This window comes from Glutamicibacter sp. AGC84 (genome assembly GCF_053543575.1).
Map to the genome: position 1 here is coordinate 87,361 of NZ_JBLVOC010000015.1, position 21,276 is coordinate 108,636.

A 21,276-nucleotide genomic window follows, 5' to 3' on the forward strand; every position below is an offset into this window, starting at 1 on the left:
AACCGAGGTCGATTTTTCAGTCTGCTGGGTCGGATACCAGCCAGGCAGGTTTAGAGCTTCGAAGCCCGGTAGCCGGCCTTGCGCGCATCAGCTGCAGTCTTGAAGCATTCTTCTGGCTTCGTGATGTTGTAGAAGCGCTGTCCCTTGACGTGGTACTTCCACTCCTTCTGGCTGCCGGTGCGGTTGCCCTTCACCGGGTACCCCGCAGGGCAGTTCTTTGCCTTCCCGCTCATCTTCACGGAACGCTTGGCGGCCGCCTTCTTCACCAGCAAGGTCTGCGTCTTCTGCACGGTCGAGGTCTTGCCCTTGAGCTGGTACTTGACCGTGGTGGTGACCTTGTAGGTGCCCGCTGCAAGCTTGACGGACTTCTTCTTGCTGGCGACGGTCTTCTTGCCCTTGACCACCTTCAGCAACGCCGACTTGATCTTCACGTTCTTTGCCTTGGAATAGCTAGGCTTGATGGTTGCCTTGGCTGAGCCCTTGACTGTTTTCGTGCCGATTTTCTTGATGGTTACCGCAGGAGCCTTTTTCTTCGCAGCAACGATGCTGGCAGATGACATGCTGGTGGGCAACGGAGCGGCCGTGGCCGCGGAGACACCGGAGAATACAAGTGCTCCCGAAGCGATGACAGCGAGCGAACGCTGAACTAATTTATTCAATTTCTCCCCATGGAAAGTCGAGCGAGCATGGGCACTGATCGGTCCCATGTGCTGATTCTAATCTGGACTGGGAATAGAAACTATGGCTGGACGCGATTGTGATCGATTGCGGCTATTGCCGTCAAAGCGTTACCCGAGCAGTCGAGTGTTTTCCCAATGATTAGTTGAAGCCTTTGCTAGGCTCGGGCAAAACCATGCAAAGGAGCGCGCCCGTGCCACAGGAAAGCAACTACGACGATTTCGCCCAAGACTACGCTGACGAGAACGAATTCAGCATGCTGAACGCCTACTATGAGCGGCCAGCCACCCTGGAACTGGCGGGAGAGGTTGCCGGCCGGGACATCCTGGATATCGGCTGCGGCGCCGGTCCGCTGTCCGAGCAGCTCATGAGCCGTGGCGCGAGCGTCTCGGGCTTCGACACCAGCCGGGCCATGGTGGATCTGGCACGTCAGCGGCTGGGCGAGGACGCGGACCTGAAAGTGGCGACTCTGGGGGAGAAGCTCCCGTATGCCGACAACAGCTTTGACGATGCCATTGCTTCCTTGGTGTTCCACTACTTGCCGGACTGGGACTACGCACTGGAGGAAGTCCGCCGGGTGCTCAAGCCCGGCCCCCGGCTCATCATGTCGGTGAACCACCCGATTCTCTACCCGTTCAACCACCGCGGCAAGGACTACTTCCAGCTCACCCAGTACACCGACGAAGTGGCGTTCAATGGGAAGCCCGCCGAACTGACCTATTGGCATCGGCCTTTACACGAAACCATGACGGCGCTGATCTCCGCAGGGTTCGCGGTGGAGCGTGTCTGGGAGCCGCCGTATGCCAAGGATGCACCCGAAGGCGTGATTCCAGAAGCCTTGCGAGAACGCGACGCGTTCCTGAGTTTCCTGTTCTTCTCGCTGCGCTCGACGCGCTAGCAGGCGAGGCGCAAACCTGCCCCTGCGGACTAGAACTAGACGCCGATGTTCTTGCCAGAACGGGGGCGACCTGCAAGAAACACCCAGGTCCCCAGGAGCAGCAGTGCTGATCCGAGCCAGACGCTCCACCAGGGGAAGCCCGGGATCTCAGGAGTGGAGCCGAGGGCTTCCAGATCTGCACGCGGGGTAGGGTGCACGCGTTCGCCGGTGACCAGCATGCGATGCGTATTGATGCCTAGGGGAGTGCAGGTGACCAAGGTGGCCAGATCCTTGTCGAATTGCGGGGTCAGCGCCTTCGTTTCATCCGGCTCAACCGTCTGCGTTTCAACCACCCGGTACGTTAGAACCTCATTGAAGACTTCGATGCTGAAGGTCTCGCCGATTTTCACCTGGGGCAGATCGTTGAACAGGCTGGCCTCAGGCAGCCCGCGGTGAGCGGTCAGCACCGCATGCATGGACTGCCCGCCCACAGGCAGCGCGGTACCTTGCAGGTGACCGACGCCCTTGAGCAAGGTCTGGTCATCGGTACCGTGGTAGATCGGCAGGTCGATGTCCACCGACGGGACACGCAGCCGGCCGATGAGCCCCTCGCTGTTGACGTTGAGCAGGGAATCGTACTCGGTATCTTCCCGCACCGATCCGTTGCTGGTAGGGATATTGCTGCCCGGAGCCAGCAAGCCGCCGCCAACCAGTTCCTCGTTGTACTCCCGGGCCCGCTGCAGCTCCTGGGAAATCGTGGAGCTGCCCTCGTGGGAAACGTCGCTGGAGATTTCCTTGATGATCTTGGATTGGTTGTATTGCGAGAACCAGCTCGCCGCCGGCGGGTACAGCAGCATGAGCGTACCGGCCAGGAAGACGACGGCGATCACCAGCGTGGACACTGGGACGCGCCAGCGGTTCCTGTGCTGCGGGGGAGGGGAAAGCGTGGAACTGGGAGTCGAGCTCATGATTTCTGCCTATGAAGTCTTGGGAATCAGGAAGTTCAGAAAGAAAATGGTGGGAGTCCCAAGCAATACTTAGTTCTCCCACCATCTACTGGCAACCCTGGTGCTGCATCAAGCAGTACTCGGGTTAGCCCTGGGTGCGCGAGCGGCGTCGCTTCACCAGTACCGCACCACCGGCGGCGGCCATCAGGCCAAGACCTGCAATGGTGAACAGCACGGTGCCCGAGGCGCCGGTGAGCGGCAGATCAGGACCGGTCGGCTTGTGGTTGGTGATGGTCTCGATCAGGATCTGGCCGTTGGTCACAACCAGTTCGCCGGACCACGGATCAGCCGGAAGCACGTATCCGGCTGGCGCCTTGGTTTCCTTGACCCAGTAGCTTGATTCCATGTCGTCCTCGATGCCCAGGTGCAGTTCCCACTTGACGACCCCGTCTACCGTGGTTCCGGTAGCCAGAGGCGAACTGGTGGGTTCGCCCTCGGCATCAGGTGCAGTTCCATAGAGCTCGAATTCCGCGCCGTCCAGCAGGACGCCGTTCTCGCCTTCAGCCTTCTTTTCCAGCTGCAAGGTGCCCAGGTTGGTGTTGGTGGTGCCATCAGCTTCCGTGCCATTGATGTTCACGGTCGCGGTGTTCTCGATGACTCCGCCTTCAGGGATGGAGTTGACCTTGGTCTTCAATACGGCCGTCACGGTAGTCGCTCCAGCCGCATCGAGTTTGGCGAGGCCCGCCCCGGTGAAGGTGATCACCGCATTGTCGGCCGAGATGGTGTAGTCATCAAAAGGAACAAGTTCCCCGGTGCCAATCGATACCGACTCCCAGGAGATGAAATCGAGGTTCCCCGAGAGGCTATCGGTCAAGGTGTAGGACTTGTAGGGAAGATCCGAGTCAGGGACATCGGTGACCAGCGTCCAAGTGACCTCATCGCCCAGGAACACGGCGGTATCATCCACGGTCTTGGTCTGCTCGATGGTGTTCAGCGTGTTCTTCGGATAGACGTGCACGTCGTAGTTCCAGGTGCCGTCGGCATTCGGATAAGGAATGCTCACGTAGAACGGTGCGGCTGCGGCGTCGATCAGGTTGTCGCCCGAATCGGTTTCGGTGACCAGATACAGTCCCAAGTCCAAACCGCTGAAGGTAGCGATACCTCCCACTGTTACCTCGGGGACACCGGCGGCCAGGGTGTAGCCTGCAGGCAATGCGCCTCCGGCGGATTCTGGTGCCAGGGCTTCTGCCAGTTCCCAGCCGTCGGCCACGCTCAAGTCGATTGGCTCGCCGTCGAACAGCACCTGCTGCAAGGTGAATTCAACGCCATCCAGGCCCAGGCCCGCGCCGGGATCCGGTTCCAGCAGGGAGCCGTTGTTGAGGCCTTCAACAGGGTCCGCCGAAGACTTGTGGACCGAGATGCTGCCCGGGGTCCCCGGCGTAATATCCGAAATTTCGTCAGCGGATGCGGCGGCTACCCCAAATAGCCCCATCCCAGCAAGTGCCATGGCACTTGCTCCGGCAATCAGCTTGCCGAGTCTGCGTTGCGTGAACACGATTACTCCTTTTGTGCGAGTGATTTTTACGCCTACCCAAGTTCAGCGTGATTGGTGAATTGGTTGAATCTAGCCGAGGTTGCGGCTATGACGGATACGGAAGGCCTGTGCACCCCAGATGCCCAGCCCCAGTACCAGGATTGCGCCGCCAATCAGATAAATCTGATCTCGGCCGATGCCACCGGTCAGTGGTAGCACGGGACCGTCCTGCTGCTCATTGGTAATGGCAGCAAGCTCGATCTGCAGTGCGTCGCCGGTGACCTCGAACTCATGGATCTGCTCGTCCTTGACGTAGCCCGGAGGAGCGGTGGTTTCCTGAAGCGTATAGCTGCCCCACTTCAGGTTTGCCAAGGCAAATTTGCCCTTGGCTGGATCCATATCCGGTCCGGTGCAGCCTTCGGCCATGCAGTCGGTGACCGCGATGGCTTCCGATGTATCGCCCAGTGGTCCGGTCAGGGTCCATTCGGCACCTGCAAGCAGGTCGCCGTCAACGGTGGTCTTGGTCCAGCTGGCCGATCCGGGAAGGGCCGTGTTCACGATGGTGCAGGTGGCCTCCTGGCCAAGCTCCAGCGTGATCGCCGCTCCTTCGCCGCTTCCGGTGCCGACGCAGCTCCAGGTGCCTGGTTCGTAGCCTGCGGCGGTGCCTTCCTCGGCCAATTGGTAGGTTCCCACGCCCACCGATGCTTCGGTGACGGCCGTTTCTCCGGTCTTTCCTTCGATGCTCCCCGCGGTGCCCGAAGCGCTCAGCGTCCAGTCATCGGTGGTCGAGGTTCCGTTGAAGTCCTCGTTGTCCACCACCTTGACCAGCGTCAAAAGCTGTTCGCATTCCACGGTGTTCACGATTGCCACCACATTGGGCGAGGGAGTCCCGGCCATGGTGTGGGTGGCGGATAGCCCTTCGACGCCGTCAATGGTCGAGCTGGTCACCTGGCACAGCTCGGCGAGCGTGCCGGTGAGGGTTTCCTCGATGGCCACCTCGTCCCCGATCAGATGCCCGGAACTGGTTGCCCCGAATTCAGCTGCTTGGCCATCAATGCTCAGCTCCGCATCTCCTGCCGGCTGCTCGCCGTGAGCGTACTCGGTGCCATTGACCACCCAGGTCTTGGTGACCGTCAGGTCAATTTCCTGGGTGTTGGTTAGCACGCAAGTGGCTTTGCTGCCGGCAGTGATGGTGATGGTGTTGCCATCGCCAACCGCCGCACCCTCGCAAGCCAGGTCCGTCAGCTGGTAGTTTTCCGGGCCGGTTTCGGAGATGGCGTATTGGCCGGCAGCTACCGGGACATCGGTGACGCCTTCGCTGCCGGTCACTCCGGACAGATCCGTTGAGCTGCCATCAGCTGACAGCGTCCATTCCGTGGCCGCCGCCTCGCCGATGACTTCCTTTTCCAAGGTCAGGGTGGTGCAGGTGACGGTGTTGGTCACCGTGTAGGAGTTCAGTCCAGGTTGCAATACATGTTCACCCAGATCCCCCGAGGGGGCATTGGTGCACCCTGCGGGCAGCTGGGCCACCGACTCGCCGATGATGATTTCATCATTGGCCTCGTAGTCGGTGCCATTGCTGTACTTGGCGTAGCCGGTACCGAACTGCGGCGCGGTTTGGCCGGTCAGTTCCAGCGTGGCCGCGATGCCGTCGGGCTGCTGGCCGTTTTCGTATTCCTCGCCGTCGATGACCCAGTTCTTCTCGACCTGCACGCTGGAGCAGGTGCTCGGCACGGCAAGGGAAATCGGGGCGATCCAGTCACCCAAGTTGGATGTTTCCGGAATCGAGGAGGAGGAACGCAGATTCAGCGTGCCGTAATTGCCGGTACAGGTAGCTTCCCCGAACAGGGCAGTCAGGTCCACGCCGATTTCCGCGAAGCCGCGTACCGGGATGGTGCTGGTTCCGTCGAAGCCGGTAATGGGCTGGGTATTCGTCGCACCAACGAAACCGCTCAGGGTTTGCTGCTGCACCCACGTTTCCGTGCTCGCGTTCCACATGTAGGCACCGGTGAGGATGAGATTATTATTGCCATCCTGCTCGATGCTCAGGCGAAGGTCGCCGTCGCTGCGAATGGGAGTGGGAATCACTACGGGGTCGTTCTTCTCGGCGTTGAGCTCAACGATGTAGCGGATGGTGCCGGTGCTTGTCCCTCGCTCGAATCCCAAGAAGGCGAAGACATGTCCATCACTGGTTGTCGAATAGGCGTAGTTGCGGCCTATATCTGCTTGGCCGGAGGCTTGGCCCGTACCGTTGACTTGGTTCGCACCCCACGGCCAGCTCCTTTCGCTGGCACCACGGGTGAACTGTGTACTGTCGTCGAAACCATCGTTGCCCGATGGTTGCGTCAAAACGGTGGTCCAATCATCCAGGGCCGCGTCGTTGGCGCACAGGTTGCCATCAAGCTCAAATCCCCCAAGAATCTGAGTTGATGCCTGGGCGGCACTGCAGACGTCCCCTAATGCCATCGGTGCGAGCAGTTTGTTGTCAGCCTCGCTGGGCGAGGCCGTCGGCGTAGGTGACGGTGACGGCGATTCCGATGGCTTCTTGGCAGTTTCCGTAGGCGATGGCCCAGCAATTGCCGTGGCTTTCGCCGTTGCTGTCGCGCTTTTCGACGCTGGAGCGCTAGAAGGTGCCTCGGAGGCTTTTTCCTCTTCGCTTGCCGATGCCTCGGCTCGTGGCGTTTGAGCAACCGGCGCCTCGGATTCAGGTTCCGGCGCGGCCTTCGGCGACTGCGTTACCGTCGGCTGGGTTTCAACCGGCGGCTTGGACGCTTTCGCTTTTGGCGCTGGGGTTTCGGAAGAAGCCGCAGCAGCGGAAGGCTCAGTCGAAGAGGGTGCCTGGCTCGTGGGCGTCGCGGAAACAAGCGTGGCTGCCGGATCGGTTTCAGCAGCCGACGATGCGAGTTTTGCTTCCGCTGAAGATTCGCTCACCGAAGTAGCGGAAGCTGGCACAAAAGTTCCGGCGAATGCCAGAGAGAAGACAATTCCGGCGCTAATTGCAACGCTGGAAAAGGCGTTTTGCGAAGTGCAATGTTTTTTTGCTCCCCAGAGCAAGGACTTTTTACCTGTACGACCGTTTTTGCGGTGCGCAGACTCATCCCCAACATGATAGTCAAACACAAAAACCCCAATTTTTGTGGACTTTGGAGGGAAACTCCTGCTCCAAGGTGTGCGTCAAAGACAAGCACACAAAGCCATCCGACCACCAAGTTCGAACGGTTTTCCCCCAGATACAGTGCGGACTCCCCAAAGTCCTTGCATGTATTGGCATCAGCCTACAACTCAATTGCCGAAACTGCTACTAAAAATAACAGCGACTTTAAATTTGCTATTAAACAGCCGGTTACATGACAGATTCAGGGCTCGTGCTGCACCGAGGAATACGCTTTTTATGCCAGTTTTTCAACACCGAAATCAAAAGTCATCATGCTTGTGTTGGGTAGCCAGGGAGACCACTGTGGAAGTCAATCATCAATTCCCATGAATGCAGTTTTGGTCGAAGGGAAACCGCGAAACCGCGAAACAGGCGGACAGGGACGACTCGGTCTGCGACAGCCAGTGCTCGCGGAGCATATGGACCTTGATGCGCTTGTATCATCGAACTGCCCGATCTGCGCATCGCCTGCTGGCGCGTTCCGCGGAAGCGTCGATTTTCAAACGAAGATATTGGGCGAGGAATGGGCGCTTCGAATCCGGGCATCCGGGGGAGGCCCGGCTATGGAGCAGAATTCACATTCTAGCTAATTAGTGAAAGTTTTCACAAAGTGACGCTCAGGCTGCGTAACATGCGTGAATTCAACGGTTTTCAAACGATTCCAGCGTTAGGGTGGAACATGTTGGCGGTTATCAACCATCGCCAATCTGCCAGCATCAGCCCAAGAAATCGCAAAGGTGCCACACCCGTGTCTGACAACAAGCCAATCGTACTTCTGGCCGAACAACTCTCCCCAGCAACCGTTGCTGCTCTCGGCCCCGACTTTGAAATTCGTCAGACCGACGGGGCTGACCGCTCCCAGCTGCTCGAAGCCATTGCCGAGGTAGATGCAATCCTCGTTCGCTCCGCAACCCAGGTGGATGCAGAAGCTATCGCCGCAGCAAAGAACCTGAAGGTTATCGCCCGTGCCGGCGTAGGCCTGGATAACGTAGACATCAAGGCAGCCACCCAGGCTGGCGTCATGGTGGTCAACGCTCCAACCTCCAACATCATCTCCGCGGCTGAATTGACCGTGGGCCACATCGTGTCGCTGGCACGCCGCATTCCTGCTGCCAACGCATCGCTGAAGAACGGCGAATGGAAGCGCAGCGCCTACACCGGCGTTGAACTCTTCGAGAAGAAGGCCGGCATTATCGGCCTGGGCCGCATCGGTGCACTGGTTGCTGCCCGCCTGCAGGGCTTCGGCATGGAGATCGTTGCCTACGACCCATACGTCACTCCTGCCCGTGCAGCACAGCTGGGTGTCACCTTGCTGACCTTGGACGAGCTGTTGGCTGAGGCCGACTTCATCACCATCCACATGCCAAAGACCCCGGAAACCCTGGGCATGCTGGGCAAGGATGCCTTCACCAAGATGAAGAAGTCCGCATACGTGGTCAACGTGGCCCGTGGCGGTCTGGTGGATCAAGACGCGCTTTACGAAGCATTGAAGAATGAAGAGATTGCAGGCGCTGGCATTGACGTGTTCGTCAAGGAGCCAAGCACCGATCTTCCATTCTTTGAATTCGAGAACGTCACCGTCACCCCGCACCTGGGCGCTTCAACTGATGAAGCACAGGAAAAGGCCGGCGTCTCGGTAGCCAAGTCGGTTCGCCTGGCACTGGCCGGCGAATTGGTCCCGGATGCTGTGAACGTTGCCGGTGGCGTCATCGATGAGAACGTGCGCCCCGGCATCCCGCTGATCGAGAAGCTAGGCCGTATCTTCAACGCCTTGACTTCCGGCTCGCTGACCAGCATTGACGTTGAAGTTGCCGGCGAGATCGCGTCACTGGACGTCAAGGCCCTGGAGCTCTCGGCACTCAAGGGCGTCTTCATGGACGTTGTTTCGGATCAGGTCTCCTACGTGAATGCCCCGGTCTTGGCTGAGCAGCGTGGTGTTGCTACCCGTCTGATCACCACCCCTCATTCGCCTGAATACCGCAACCAGCTGACCATCAAGGGGTCCACCAATGAGGGCACGCAGCTTGCAGTTGCTGGTACCTTGACCGGTCCTAAGCAGATCGAGAAGCTCGTGGGCATCAACGGCCACGAAATCGAAATCCCTATTTCGGATCACATGATCGTGGTCCGCTACGCAGATCGTCCAGGCGTCGTTGGTTCGCTGGGCAACGTGCTGGGGGAGCAGGGCGTCAACATTGCCGGTATGCAGGTATCGCGCGATGAAAAGAAGTCGGAAGCCTTGGCGGTCATCAATATTGATTCGGCGTTGCCACAAGGCGTTCTGGATGTTGTTGGTGCGGCGATTGGTGCAAGTGTTGCGCGCGAGATCAATCTAGCTGGGTAAGACATTCGTAGCTCGACTAAATACGAGTTCCATTAACTCGTAATTCATAGAAAGTTCCAAGAAGGGTATGGCACAGGCTGGAAGTGCCATATCCTTCTTGTGTTCTACACAGAAGTGGGGGACAATCGAAATTCATTTTGAGAATCCGGCACGCTTCGATCTGGTCGGGGGCAATAGCATCTCGATCAATACTGTCAAACGGGAAATTGTTCCTTCGAGCAATTAAAACGGAGGAATTGAATTTGCGTGCTACGTATCGATAGTTTGCTTACGTAGTAGAAAGTTCTGAGATTTTTCGTGTCGTGACTTGGGTGTTTATTCCGCTTAAAAATCTGATGGTCTTACATCAGGCGATGCTTTGATTTCAAAATTTCCACCTTTACGTCTGCTATGTCGATGTTTCCAGGCAGAATTGTCCTGACGAACAATAACAATGCATTCCGATAATTCCTGCTCTTCCTAAAAGTCGTTATCACGGACCGTGTAGTTTCGCACATGAATACTAACTAGCCGATAGTTAGTTGCTGGGCACTGTTGCGACTACAGCGGTATTGACCATCCTTTACTAGACTATGATTAGAGAGAATCAAGCATGGATGAAAGTTGTGCCGAAGTTGAACGCTAATTACTATGAGCTGCTGGAATCATACGCATGTCGTATCCGTCGAAACATGCCCCAAGCGGAAGAACACGCGCTTCTTACCAAATCAATGAAGTATCGCGATGTTTTGGCCACCATCGTAGTTGGGCAAGGAATTACCTACGACGAACTTTCTGAAAATCTTGATGACTTCACAAATGGTGAGATCGACTTTGCTGCTCTTGCGTCCTTGGGACGGATCGTGGCCCTGCAGAATATCAATACCGAAGATCGGGCAAACGGACGAAAAATCATTCATGCGGCGAATGAAAATTTACCTCGAACGAAACTTTTCCAGAAGTACAGGCAACTCGAATTCGAACTGATCTTCGAATCAGCTGCATATTCCGAAGCGGTGGCGCATCTGAATGCAAACCCGGAACTGAAAGAGGTTCAAGACGGGTATCTAGAAGTGGATATGTATAACCCGTTCTTAGGTTTGGAGAACAGTGAGTATACGCACTGGCAACAAGGATTTAATAAGATATTCGAATCTTGTGGCAGAATTCCAGTCGCGTTATCTGGGGAGGCTAAGAGACCATTTGACCGTTTGACGGCAGACAATGATCTAAATCAAATAACTGACGGCCCGCTTGTTTCAGTCATCATGACCAGTTACGACCCTGAGCCGGAAGCCTTTATAGCGGCAGCACGTTCCATTTTGAATCAGACCTGGAGAAATCTTGAGCTAATCATTATTGACGATGCAAGCCCGAGCCGCAAAAGCGAGCTCTTAGAAAAACTAGCTGGAGAAGATGCCAGGGTTAAACTCGTGTTATTGACGGAGAATGGAGGAACGTACCGCGCGCGCAATGTTGGTTTGGAAGTCGCCACGGGAGAATTCGTAACGGGACAAGATTCTGACGATTGGTCTCATCCTGAACGAATAGAATCTCAAGTTAAATACATGCTCGAGGACCCAAAAGCTGCTGGTGTGATGACCTCGGCAGTTCGCACGGATGAAAACCTAAGTCGGATTATGCCTGGCCTTAGTCCAACACGAAAATGCGAAGTTAGTTTTATGACTCCACTCCATCTAGCACGTGAGGTTGGCGGTTACCTAGATGCACGTAAGGCAGCTGATAGTGAATTTAGGCAACGCGTAGAATTTTATTCTCAAAGAAATGTTGGAGTAATCCGCGACGCGCTCTATATCATTCGTCTAATGCCTAATTCGCTGTCTCGTGGTGATTTCTCTTCAGGTTGGTCGCATCAATCACGTCGTGCTTTCTGGAATGCAGCCCTGTATTGGCATTCGAATACTCCGTCACTAAGCCTGTCCGTGAAAGACGAACCGAAGGTACCGCTACCGATCCCACATCGTTTCCAAATCACCAAGCCCGCACCCAGCGAGCTGGATATCGTCTTTGCTGCAGACTGGCGTGTGTCACATGGATGGCAGCGAGCTGCTGTCGACGAAGTGAGATTCCTTGTTGCCAGAGGTCTTCATATCGGTATCATGCAGATGGAATCGCCAAACTCAAACGCCCGTACTTCTACGAAGCCGAACTTACAGATACAACAACTGATCAATAATGGGACAATAACGCAGGTCACTTCCGACCAAGAAGTAAAAATTGCGAACCTGATCTTCCATGATCCGTCCATCATGCAATTCCCGACTTCGCAGGAATCCAATCTTCGGGTTGGAAAGATAATAATGGCTCCGTTTGATCTCCCCTCTGATAACAACGGTGAAGTCATTCGATATTTATATGATGACTGCACTCGAAACACGCAGAATTATTTTTCCGCTAATGTAGAGTGGTCATTCCTAAATAACGTGTCGCAGGTTGTAGGTGAGGCTGAAGACTCTGGAGTTTCGGTACTGCCAGGAGCATGGCCATTGGTCCTCCATCTGGAATCTTGGACTGGAAAGAATAACTCAGGTATTAGCAGTCCTCGAAAAATACCGATTCTAGGACGTAGCTGCCAGAATATTTACTCGGACTGGCCGATGAAAGAAACAATTCAACAATTGTGGCCAACAGACGATTCTGCTGAAGTCTGGATTTTAGGTGACGCTCGCGGAGCGCTCAGAAACCTCAATGACAAATATTATGCAGATAACTGGGTTTCATTCCGAGAAGGCGAGATTCGTCCGGTGGATTATATGAGGGCGATCGACTTCTTCGTTTACTTCCCGAGCGAAGATTCGGACGAAAATCTTTGTAGAGAAGCATTTGAAGCCGCTGCTACTGGGAAGATTGTCATTCTCCCTGAACAATTCCGTGATGCGCATGGTGATACTGCACTTTATAGTACTCCGGAAGGAGTGGCCCAACTGCTTGAATATTACTGGCGAAGTCAAGAATCATATCAAGTGCAGGCCAGAAACGTTAGAGACGCGTTGACTCGAATGTTCGCAGGCGGCGACGTTTTAGAAGAACACTTCCGAAACCTTTTGGCTTTGGCATAGATAAGGGATCACATTGATTAAAGTTTTTGCAAATAAAATTAAATTATTCTTAGTGTTAGCTGCAGCATTGACTACTGTTGGAATAGTGTTTGAACTAATCGGAATATCATCGATAAGTAGGATCATGATCCTCTTGGTAGCCCTAGTAGCTGCAACCATGGGTGGCTTGACATTTCATAAACTCATTCAGGTCAGGAACGAAACTGATCGGTTAACAACTAAAATACTGAAAATTGATAACCGAACCGGAGAACTCTTGGATTTCTCCGGAAAAAGTCACCGCGAAATACTTCGACGCCTCGAAGGAGTTGACCAAATTTCGAATCGTCAAGTTAAAGAGATAGAAAAGCAATCGCGAGCAACACGTGAAGAGTTACGTACGAATTTCAAGTCTCTTCATACTACCCAGGCTGAGTATGATCGTGATGTGAAATTCGGGATTGCACAGCTGAAAGATTCTGCTAAAAATATCAATGATTACACAGTTCAATTGAATGACATTGAGCTACGCGTCCGCAAGTTGCGTAATCTGTATCAGGCGGACGCCAAGAATTTACGTGAGAAAAATTACGAAGTTTTGAAATTGATTCGCGCAACGAATGAAGTTGGCATTCAGAATCACAACGTTATTAATCTCCTGGAACGCAGAATCATAAATAAGCTTCGTGTCAACCCTGAGCTAACTAATGTACGTGCACGAGTCGAACGAATGGAACGTCGTTTAATTGGATTGATGGAACGTCTCCGTACTGAATCAGATGATTCAGTTGACTTGTTATCTGTTTCAATTCAGACAGAAATCGAGAAAATCAATGGACTTCTCCTTTCAATACGCGACGAACAAGAAGTGTCGTTCTCGAAACAATCCACTCACTTAGAAAAATACGTGACCGCTGGAAACACATCCATTGGCGAGGCGCTAGCCACGCGTTCCGAGGATATTGAATCGGATCTCCAACAGCTCAAGGAAACTTTTAATGCTCGCATTGAGGAGCTCCTTGCTGAATTTGCGCGTCTCGGGGAACAAACTCAAAACGTTAACCTGAGTGAGGAAGCGACCGCAAAACTTGCCGAAGAGTCTTCACGAAACAGCCTCCACAATCGACGACAATTGCGCAGGCACATCACTGAGACTGTCCGTGACAGCACGAGACAAATGGAAGCACTCGTTAAGTTGGCACCACGACTGGCTGAAGTTAATCCCTTGGTTCCGCCGACAGGTGGGTATGCGTTAGATGCTCAGGCCCTGTTGCACCTAATTGATGTGTTAGAACGTGTACAGCCAAAGTTGATCGTAGAGTTCGGCGGCGGTACTTCAACAATATGGATGGCGTACATCTGTGAGAAGTTCGGTACGCGCATTATTTCGTTTGATCATCTCGAAGAGTACTTGTCACGAACACAGACTGAAGTCGATCGACATGGTTTTAGCGATATGGTCGAGCTTCGTTTGGCACCTTTGGAGGAAATTCAAGTTGAGGGCAAGAACTATTCATGGTACTCGCTCGCTGAATTAGACGACCTCGAAGATGTAGACCTGCTATTTATAGACGGACCACCAGAATCTACTGGTACCAATGCACGGCGCCCAGCCATGCATGTTATGACGGCAAGACTTAATGACGATGCGGTTATCGTCCTTGACGACACCCATAGGGAGAGTGAGCAAGATACGGTTCAAAATTGGACATCATCATTCCCCAATTATCAGGTGGTGGATGCAAATATCAGCCGCCTGACGGTGTTAGAAAGTACCGGAGAAAAGAACCAGGAAAGTATTTTGAAATGAAATCAAAGAACGCATTATCTGGCCAGATTTCTACTTTCGATGAAAAATTCTGGGTAAAAGACGATATATTCGTTAACACACGGAATGACCTTGCCGCTACGGATGCAATTCATCTCGTAGACTGCACGTATCTTGAATGGCAGGATATTCTTTCGACTGAAAAATCGCCATTTGATAATACCGACGGTGAGTTTGAACAACAGTTTCGGATAGTTCCCGACGGCATTCATGCAAAAAGATTGCATTTGGATGCCCTACTTGTTCGTCGCGATTCTAAGAAGCTTCTCGTCGTGTTTCATGGCGCCTTAGATCGTGAGAAGTACATCCTGCCGCGATTTGAGTTCAAAACTAGCGTGAAACGATTTGACGGATCGGTGCTATTTATTTCGGATCCCTCTTTGCAAACTCATGATGAGTTGGGACTAGCATGGTACGTCGGAGATGAAGTCGACAATGGTCATGAGATGATTACTACTCTTGTACGAGAATTTGCAAGACACCTCGGAACAGAAAAGATTGTCCTGACTGGAAGCAGCGGTGGAGGTTATGCGGCTTTGTCGACCTCGTTTCATATTGAAGGATCGGTAGCTCTTCCTTTTTCCCCACAGACGAGTGTTGAAGGTTACTACCAGGGTCATCGGACTCGTCTATTGTCTTCCGCTTTCTCAACGTGGCCTGATTTGAAACAGGGATTATTGTCTAATGTAACTCGCTTTGACCTAGGTGCGCTTTACGGGTCAACTGCAGCATGGAATAAAGTCTGGTTTATCCAGAATACTGGAGATAAATTTCACATTCTAAATCACTGTGTACCATTTGCTAAATCATTGGGCATTGATTTCTCTAAAGGTGATTACCGTAATGACAATATACGGTTTGATTTGATCCTCTACCGCGACGGGCATAAACCGCCATTACCAGGGACGATGAATGATTACATCTCAAAAGCCTTTGATCTTTAAGAAATTCGAAATTTCTGAATTACCTCCAATCTCTATTTGGAATGGATCGTTCCACGGTGAAATTAAACTTCGTGCTTCAGGCTAATAATTGCTAAATAGCGTTTCTTGGTATTGCTGTTCTGGCAACCCGGTAGGACCGGCTCCGGGCAGGTGGTAGTTTAAATCCGGCTAGCTGGTAGCGGAGGACGCTGCCTTTGATAATGGCTCAAAACCCCGTCAGGGGTTCTGAGCCATTACGCTATTGAGGGGAAGGCTCGGGATGAGCTGTCAGGTGTATAGCAGACGTATTTGGTAGCACCTGTGCGCGCATCGGATGTTAAATCTCGTGACTTCGTAGATAGTGAATCTCATAGCTTCGTGGACAGTGGATCTCAATACTTTGTATGTCCTGTCTCATCACTTTGTGGACACACGAACTCATGACTTCGTGGACATCATGTCTCAACAGTTCGTGGACAAATCAAGACCGCTTTCTGACACTGTCGAGAACATGACAAGTGCCCTTCCGCCACGAGTGCGATCCATGATCATCAACTTCGACCCCACGCAACCAGATGCCCTGAGCATCAGTGAATTCTGCAAGACTCAGAAAATCTCCCGAAGTATTTTCTATCGACTTCGGCACAGAGCAATCAACGAATCTGCTGCGGCTCTCCACCCGCAATCCAGAGCACCAAGAGAGCCAGCCAGGAAATACGGCCCAGAAGTGATCAATGAGCTGGTGAAGATCCGCCAGAAACTCAAAAAGGATGGTTGGGACTACGGCCCCAAAACCATTCATTACGAAGCAACGATTAACGAAGACACTTTCCCAGGCGGCAAGATTCCGTCCATTGCTACGATAGGCCGCTTGCTGGCTGGCGTCGGTCACGTGGACCGCAACCCACGCAAGCGACGGAAATCCTCCTATGTTCCCTTCGCAAGGTCAACGGCCATGGCCCTGTGGCAGCTTGATGCTTTTGAATACCGAACCACCAAAAATCAGCTCATCACCATTTACCAACTCATCGATGATGCCAGCAGATTCGATGTTGGCTCCCGGGCATTCCAACGCCATGAAAACAGCCAGGACGCTCAAGAAGTACTCGTGCGTGCCATCGCTGAGTACGATGCACCACAAGAGGTGCTCGGTGATAATTCCAAAGCCTTCAACCAATTGCGTAGCGGGACGTTCGGTTCAGTAGAAATGTTTCTCGCATCCAAGGGAAGCATGCCGATCACTGGTCTACCAGGAAGGCCTACTACTCAGGGGAAGAACGAACGTTCACACCGTACATTGCAACGTTTCTTGACGGCTAACAAGCCACAGGACCTGGTCGACGTGCAGAGGCTACTGAAACGATATCGGGAGCATTACAACAAACGGCGTTCGCATCAATCGTTGAATCAAGCGACCCCACAGGCTGCCTGGGAACTGCTGGAACATACACCAGCTACCGAACCGATTCACTTATCAGTGTTGGAAGCGAAAGCTGCCGAATATCTCAGTAAACGTAAATTAGCCCAGCCCACGGCCAGTAGGCTGGACGTAGTGGTGTCGAAATCGGGCGAAATCATGAAAAGCACTCATGATGAATCGGATCCAGGCCCCTCTTGGAATCAAATCAGATGCTTGTGGAAGTTACCAAGGAAAACCGCAGAACTTTCTATCAAGGGTTCCACATTTCGTTGCCCACATCGTTTGCTCGCCGCCAGTTCGTCAGGACGATTACGGACACAGAATTCTTGTTGTCGGATCCCGAGACGAGTGAAATTGTCATGTCGTTCCCGCTGCCGATGGTGGCCTTGAAAGTTGAGGGCAAGTTCGTTTCGTCGTATTCAATCAGGGGTATTCAGATGACTATGGCGACTCGTCAATGGGAGAAGAAAGCTGAGCAGTACCGTGCCCTCATCCAGGCTCGTGAGGAGCAATCGCCGACGTTCTTCGAGCATCACTAGCCGGTAAACGGTTACCAACCGCTCGACTCGGTTGACCGTTGGTAACTGTGTACAAAGTATTGAGATCGGTTGTCCACGAAGCTATGAGATTCACTGTCTACGAAGTCACGAGATTTCACACCAAGTCGCCGGAACGGGCGTACCATTTCGCCCAATTCGGCACAATGACTACGAAGTCACGAGATTTCACATCCGATGCGCGCACAGGTGCTACCAAATACGTCTGCTATACAATTTAGAACACTCGGTATTTAGGAGACGGGATCTTTGAAAGTCCTTAGCCCGGAATTCTATCTCTGGGCATAGGCAATGGCGCACGCCTTCAGGGTGGAAACGTTGGTAACGAGAGTTTCAGTATTCACGTACTAGAGTCCATCTGACAGGCTCAAGGCGCGGGAGTCAGCTGATTTCTGGGAATAAGATGCGGTCCGTTCCCTGACAGCTCATCCAGAGCCATCCCCTCAATAGCGTAATGGCTCAGAACCCCTGATGGGGTTCTGAGCCATTATCAAAGGCAGCATCCTCCGCTACCAGCTAGCCGGATTTAAACTACCACCTGCCCGGAACCGGTCCTACCGGGTTGCCAGAACAGCACTACCAAGAAACGCTATTTAGCACACCAAGCATAGTGACTAAGGCATTTGGCACGACACGAATTTGACATAGCACGCAGGTAGTTCAGGCGCGTATTGGAGTGGGCAGAATCGGCAACGGCCACCGGGCATCCCTTCAAGAGTGGATTTCGGTGGCCGTAGAGCCCAAAGAACTATCTCGGTTAGCGCACCTGACGCCATACAGCCATAGCATCATTGAAGAAACCATCAAACTCGTTAGCGGTGATTCTTCCGTGACCTTTTATTTCCCCATCGTATATACGGAAGTTTCTCGTCTGATCTTGGCTGTTTGTGTGGCTGGGGGATAAACCTACTGCTTTCATGAAAGGATGGCAGTGTTTTTCCATGTGCTCTGTATCAGCGCGACTTTGAGTATAATAAATCACATTATTTGGCGAGAGGTGCGAGTACAGGTAGTTCATATTGAAGCGTTCAGGGAATGCATTTAAAAGTGCTTCTTTGTCCCATTCAGGCCAAGCTGTCGCAAAGTATTTATTAACTACTGATTCCCAATATAAGCCGATGTCCGTTTGTGGCTCCTGGACAAAGGCCAGCGAGCCAGGGAAGAGCGCAGATATCCTCAGCGCCGCGAACCCCCCGCCTGAGCCACCTATGAAGGCAAAATGCTTAGCACCCGTCTTCCCCTTTACACGCTTAACGACCCTTGCGATGTCGTAAATAGGATCCCACCCGGCAGAGCCTAAATACCAGGACAACAACATGGAGCTATCAGCTTCTAGTTGCAATGTAGGATCAGAAAAATTCATGAATGAATTTGTTAGTTTGCGGAACGATCGGACACGTTCAAACCTGGGATAAAAATTCCGTGCTTTAGGTGTCGCTCCATGAAATCCAACTAATAATTCGTCATTGCGTCCAAGCTGAGCGTAAAAATCCAAGGTGCCTATTTGTCCCAGTGGCACTCGGTGAACAGCGGTTCTCTGCCCAGAAAACTTTACATTCCGAATACTTCTTTGATGAACAATCGGAATGTCATACTTTTCATGAACGGATTCTTTGAGCCCTGTTATTGGGTTAATATTCAAAACGTTTAAACCTATCCTCTAAAAATTCGGCTCTACCATCTAGCTTACATACCATCTTAAGGAAGAGTATAAGTTAAACAAAGTTCGAACCCGAACGCGAGTATTCGCTGGTCGCTTTAATAGAACGTCTAGTTCTGCCATGTTAATGAATTCGGATAATTCAGATTTTGGTATAGACGAAACAAGTTCTCTGAGCTCGCTTCGAGCAGCATTGCGTCCAGAGATCTGATAAGCACGCGCTCGCATGCTCTTTGCTACAGCGATATCTTCTTTTGTCGCTTTAGGAAGCTTTAAATATCCGAAATCTTTGCTTGGCGCAATGGAACTTTTCCGTCCATCATATTTCGGTTTAAACACAGTGAAATCTCGAGTTTTAATTAATTCTTCGCGTCCGCAAGATTTTAAATTAAATTTTTGCGAGTCAAAAGGGAGTTCGAGAATTGCGGGATCGAGATGAAGTGCTAGGTCATATCCAATCGAGTTGCCAGCGCGTCTTTGCAGCGGCATGCTGAGTGCAGCTTGTATGGCTATGGGCGAATATAATGGGTCGATTCGCCGAGTAAATTTACTCCACGACTTCGTTATATGAGAGATGAAGTAACGCGCTCTCGTTTGTATGTAAAAAAGATCGCCTAACGCGTCTTCGTTTACTCCCATTTCGATCCCCTGAGCCATGCGTGACTCAATAAGACTTGCTAGGTTGCTGGAATATTCACGGGAAATAATCGATGATTCCTTGCCGCTGAAAAGATAGTCGCCCCACAGTGATGAACCCAATTCGGCTCCACTGATTTTGGATGTGAGGCGATCTAGGAATCGGTAATCATATGTTGAACGGAATGTTCCGCCATATCCACCGCTCAGAATTACGCTGTCGCTGTTGCCGGCTCCCATGTGAGGGCCAACAGGGAGTAACCCGGCTGAATGAAGCATGGGGCCAATGAGTCCGCCACCGAAATCGCTGGGTGTATAGTTCCAAGCAATGCCAGAATAATCAGTCATCGTCAGGTCCAGTTCAGCGGCAACTTTCTCCGCCAAAACCTTATCGGGTAGAACTGGATCTCCCTGGCAAAAATATCTAAACGAACCTGAAGTTCCGTTCGCCATTGTCGCTGCGGCCACCAGTCGGCTGTCGAATCCGCCGGTGAGATGGCATATCTTCGTTTCGTTTGGCATTTTACTGGCAGCGGAAACTGTATCCATAATCTCCGTCGCTGCGCTTTGGATCACCAAATCGTAGTCTAATTCATTTTTGGAAGACAGTATATTGCTATCATAAGATTCCACCTTAATGGACTCTGAATCAATGCGTACGTAACTAAGAATTGGGATTGAATCAATATCTTCATAGCTAGATTCATTCAAACCACCATTAGTGGAAATGACCAACTCTACCGCAAATGCGAGAGATTTCTTGAGATTAATTCCTATCGTTTGAAGCGTGAACACGAGTTCACTTAAATCTGTGCTGGCAGCTCGGATTCCTGCACGGGAGTATCTGTATACAATCGCCGATCCGAGTGGGTCGGGGAGAATTACAACCGATCCACTGACCGGTTCACGGCAGTATAGCGCTACTGCACCCCTAGCTAATTGACTCCATTTTCTAATGAAATTATTTCTTGGCCAAACTTCGACAAACTTTTGCATATCGGACGAATTTGATATTGGTTCTTTTCCGATTGCCCCAAACCCATCCACGCCCAACACTGTCAAGTTCGACCCTATAGGACCCGCCGACACGTTTAGCGCGTAAAGATTATCTGCAATTTTATATTGGTCTAGTTCATAAATTCGCCTGTCCGACGAAACGATGACAGGTGCTTTTCTCAATTTGACCTCAATTGTACTTGGTATAGAGTCTACTAGTTCAGTCTTAGGGTAACTTGCTATCGGCTAGTAGCAATCTTTGCATAACTCATGTTAGCCCAGATTTTCATCAGGAGTCTCACGGTCATCGAAACCTCTTCCCAGAGTGAGCTGGTCAAGTTTTCGAGACACGAACTTTGATCTTTAATGCATAAAGGGCTGTCCATTTAGATCCCCAGAATCAGTAAACCTGGCCGCGCTCCGCGGTCGATCCACCGGAAGCCTCTCTCAACTACCTGGCTTAGCTTTAGGTCTGTGCACTCGCATGGTTCGTATCTCTCGAGGGACGCGCACTACCTTTAGAATGCGTTGTCGGGTCTGAAGCAACTGCACAATCCAGCAGCCGCGTAAACAATAGTCCAAAATTTTTATCAGTCAGCTGGCGGCTACCGAAAACCCGATCCTATGGATTCTCGGTGGCGGTTTCTGATCCTGCCCAAGCCAAAGAGCACCTTGACGCGCCGA

General features: G+C 52.2%; 13 protein-coding genes and 1 pseudogene. 8 read left to right on the top strand and 6 right to left on the bottom strand.

Translation table 11 applies throughout. The annotated features are described in order from the left end of the window. Window positions 1–50 precede the first annotated feature (50 nt). Window positions 51–707, bottom strand: a complete 657-nt coding sequence (locus ACNPN0_RS09240) for a sunset domain-containing protein (RefSeq protein WP_448937853.1) — start codon at window positions 705–707, stop codon at window positions 51–53. A 164-nt stretch (window positions 708–871) separates the two neighbouring features. Between ACNPN0_RS09240 and ACNPN0_RS09245 the strand changes: the two genes are divergently transcribed. Beyond that, the gene (locus tag ACNPN0_RS09245; RefSeq protein WP_448938887.1) at window positions 872–1,576 is read left to right on the top strand and encodes a class I SAM-dependent methyltransferase; all 705 of its coding nucleotides are present in this window, start codon (window positions 872–874) and stop codon (window positions 1,574–1,576) included. A gap of 35 nt (window positions 1,577–1,611) precedes the next feature. Here the strand turns inward: ACNPN0_RS09245 and ACNPN0_RS09250 are convergent, their stop codons facing one another. The 3 genes from ACNPN0_RS09250 to ACNPN0_RS09260 form a co-directional block, all read right to left on the bottom strand. Further along, window positions 1,612–2,523 carry a class C sortase gene (locus tag ACNPN0_RS09250; RefSeq protein WP_448937851.1) on the bottom strand — a complete coding sequence of 304 codons (912 nt, stop codon included), beginning with the start codon at window positions 2,521–2,523 and terminating at the stop codon, window positions 1,612–1,614. 124 nt (window positions 2,524–2,647) lie between these two features. Continuing rightward, complete coding sequence (locus ACNPN0_RS09255) at window positions 2,648–4,057, bottom strand: SpaH/EbpB family LPXTG-anchored major pilin (RefSeq protein WP_448937850.1); 1,410 nt, start codon at window positions 4,055–4,057, stop codon at window positions 2,648–2,650. Window positions 4,058–4,126: 69 nt separating this feature from the next. Further along, window positions 4,127–6,502: a SpaA isopeptide-forming pilin-related protein gene (locus tag ACNPN0_RS09260; protein ID WP_448937849.1), complete on the bottom strand. Its 2,376-nt coding sequence runs from the start codon at window positions 6,500–6,502 to the stop codon at window positions 4,127–4,129. A 16-nt stretch (window positions 6,503–6,518) separates the two neighbouring features. Between ACNPN0_RS09260 and ACNPN0_RS09265 the strand changes: the two genes are divergently transcribed. The 7 genes and pseudogenes from ACNPN0_RS09265 (at window position 6,519) to ACNPN0_RS09295 (ending at window position 17,282) form a co-directional block, all read left to right on the top strand. Then, window positions 6,519–6,722 (top strand): hypothetical protein, encoded by a 204-nt coding sequence (locus ACNPN0_RS09265; RefSeq protein ID WP_448937848.1) that lies wholly within the window; start codon window positions 6,519–6,521, stop codon window positions 6,720–6,722. Between the two features lie 78 nt (window positions 6,723–6,800). Beyond that, the gene (locus ACNPN0_RS09270; RefSeq protein WP_448937847.1) at window positions 6,801–7,145 is read left to right on the top strand and encodes a hypothetical protein; all 345 of its coding nucleotides are present in this window, start codon (window positions 6,801–6,803) and stop codon (window positions 7,143–7,145) included. A 793-nt stretch (window positions 7,146–7,938) separates the two neighbouring features. After that, on the top strand, window positions 7,939–9,534 hold the full coding sequence (gene serA, locus ACNPN0_RS09275; protein ID WP_448937846.1) for a phosphoglycerate dehydrogenase: 1,596 nt from the start codon (window positions 7,939–7,941) through the stop codon (window positions 9,532–9,534). Window positions 9,535–10,130: 596 nt separating this feature from the next. Beyond that, complete coding sequence (locus tag ACNPN0_RS09280) at window positions 10,131–12,593, top strand: glycosyltransferase family 2 protein (RefSeq protein ID WP_448937845.1); 2,463 nt, start codon at window positions 10,131–10,133, stop codon at window positions 12,591–12,593. Window positions 12,594–12,717: 124 nt separating this feature from the next. Continuing rightward, window positions 12,718–14,382: a class I SAM-dependent methyltransferase gene (locus ACNPN0_RS09285; RefSeq protein ID WP_448937844.1), complete on the top strand. Its 1,665-nt coding sequence runs from the start codon at window positions 12,718–12,720 to the stop codon at window positions 14,380–14,382. After that, window positions 14,379–15,344: a hypothetical protein gene (locus tag ACNPN0_RS09290; protein WP_448937843.1), complete on the top strand. Its 966-nt coding sequence runs from the start codon at window positions 14,379–14,381 to the stop codon at window positions 15,342–15,344. Before ACNPN0_RS09285 ends, ACNPN0_RS09290 begins: the two co-directional genes overlap by 4 nt. Before the next feature lie 490 nt (window positions 15,345–15,834). Continuing rightward, window positions 15,835–17,282, top strand: a pseudogene (locus ACNPN0_RS09295) (integrase core domain-containing protein). A 775-nt stretch (window positions 17,283–18,057) separates the two neighbouring features. Here ACNPN0_RS09295 and ACNPN0_RS09300 read toward each other — a convergent pair. Beyond that, window positions 18,058–18,942 (bottom strand): hypothetical protein, encoded by an 885-nt coding sequence (locus ACNPN0_RS09300; protein WP_448937842.1) that lies wholly within the window; start codon window positions 18,940–18,942, stop codon window positions 18,058–18,060. Between the two features lie 39 nt (window positions 18,943–18,981). Continuing rightward, window positions 18,982–20,643: a hypothetical protein gene (locus ACNPN0_RS09305; RefSeq protein WP_448938888.1), complete on the bottom strand. Its 1,662-nt coding sequence runs from the start codon at window positions 20,641–20,643 to the stop codon at window positions 18,982–18,984. Between the last annotated feature and the right edge of the window lie 633 nt (window positions 20,644–21,276).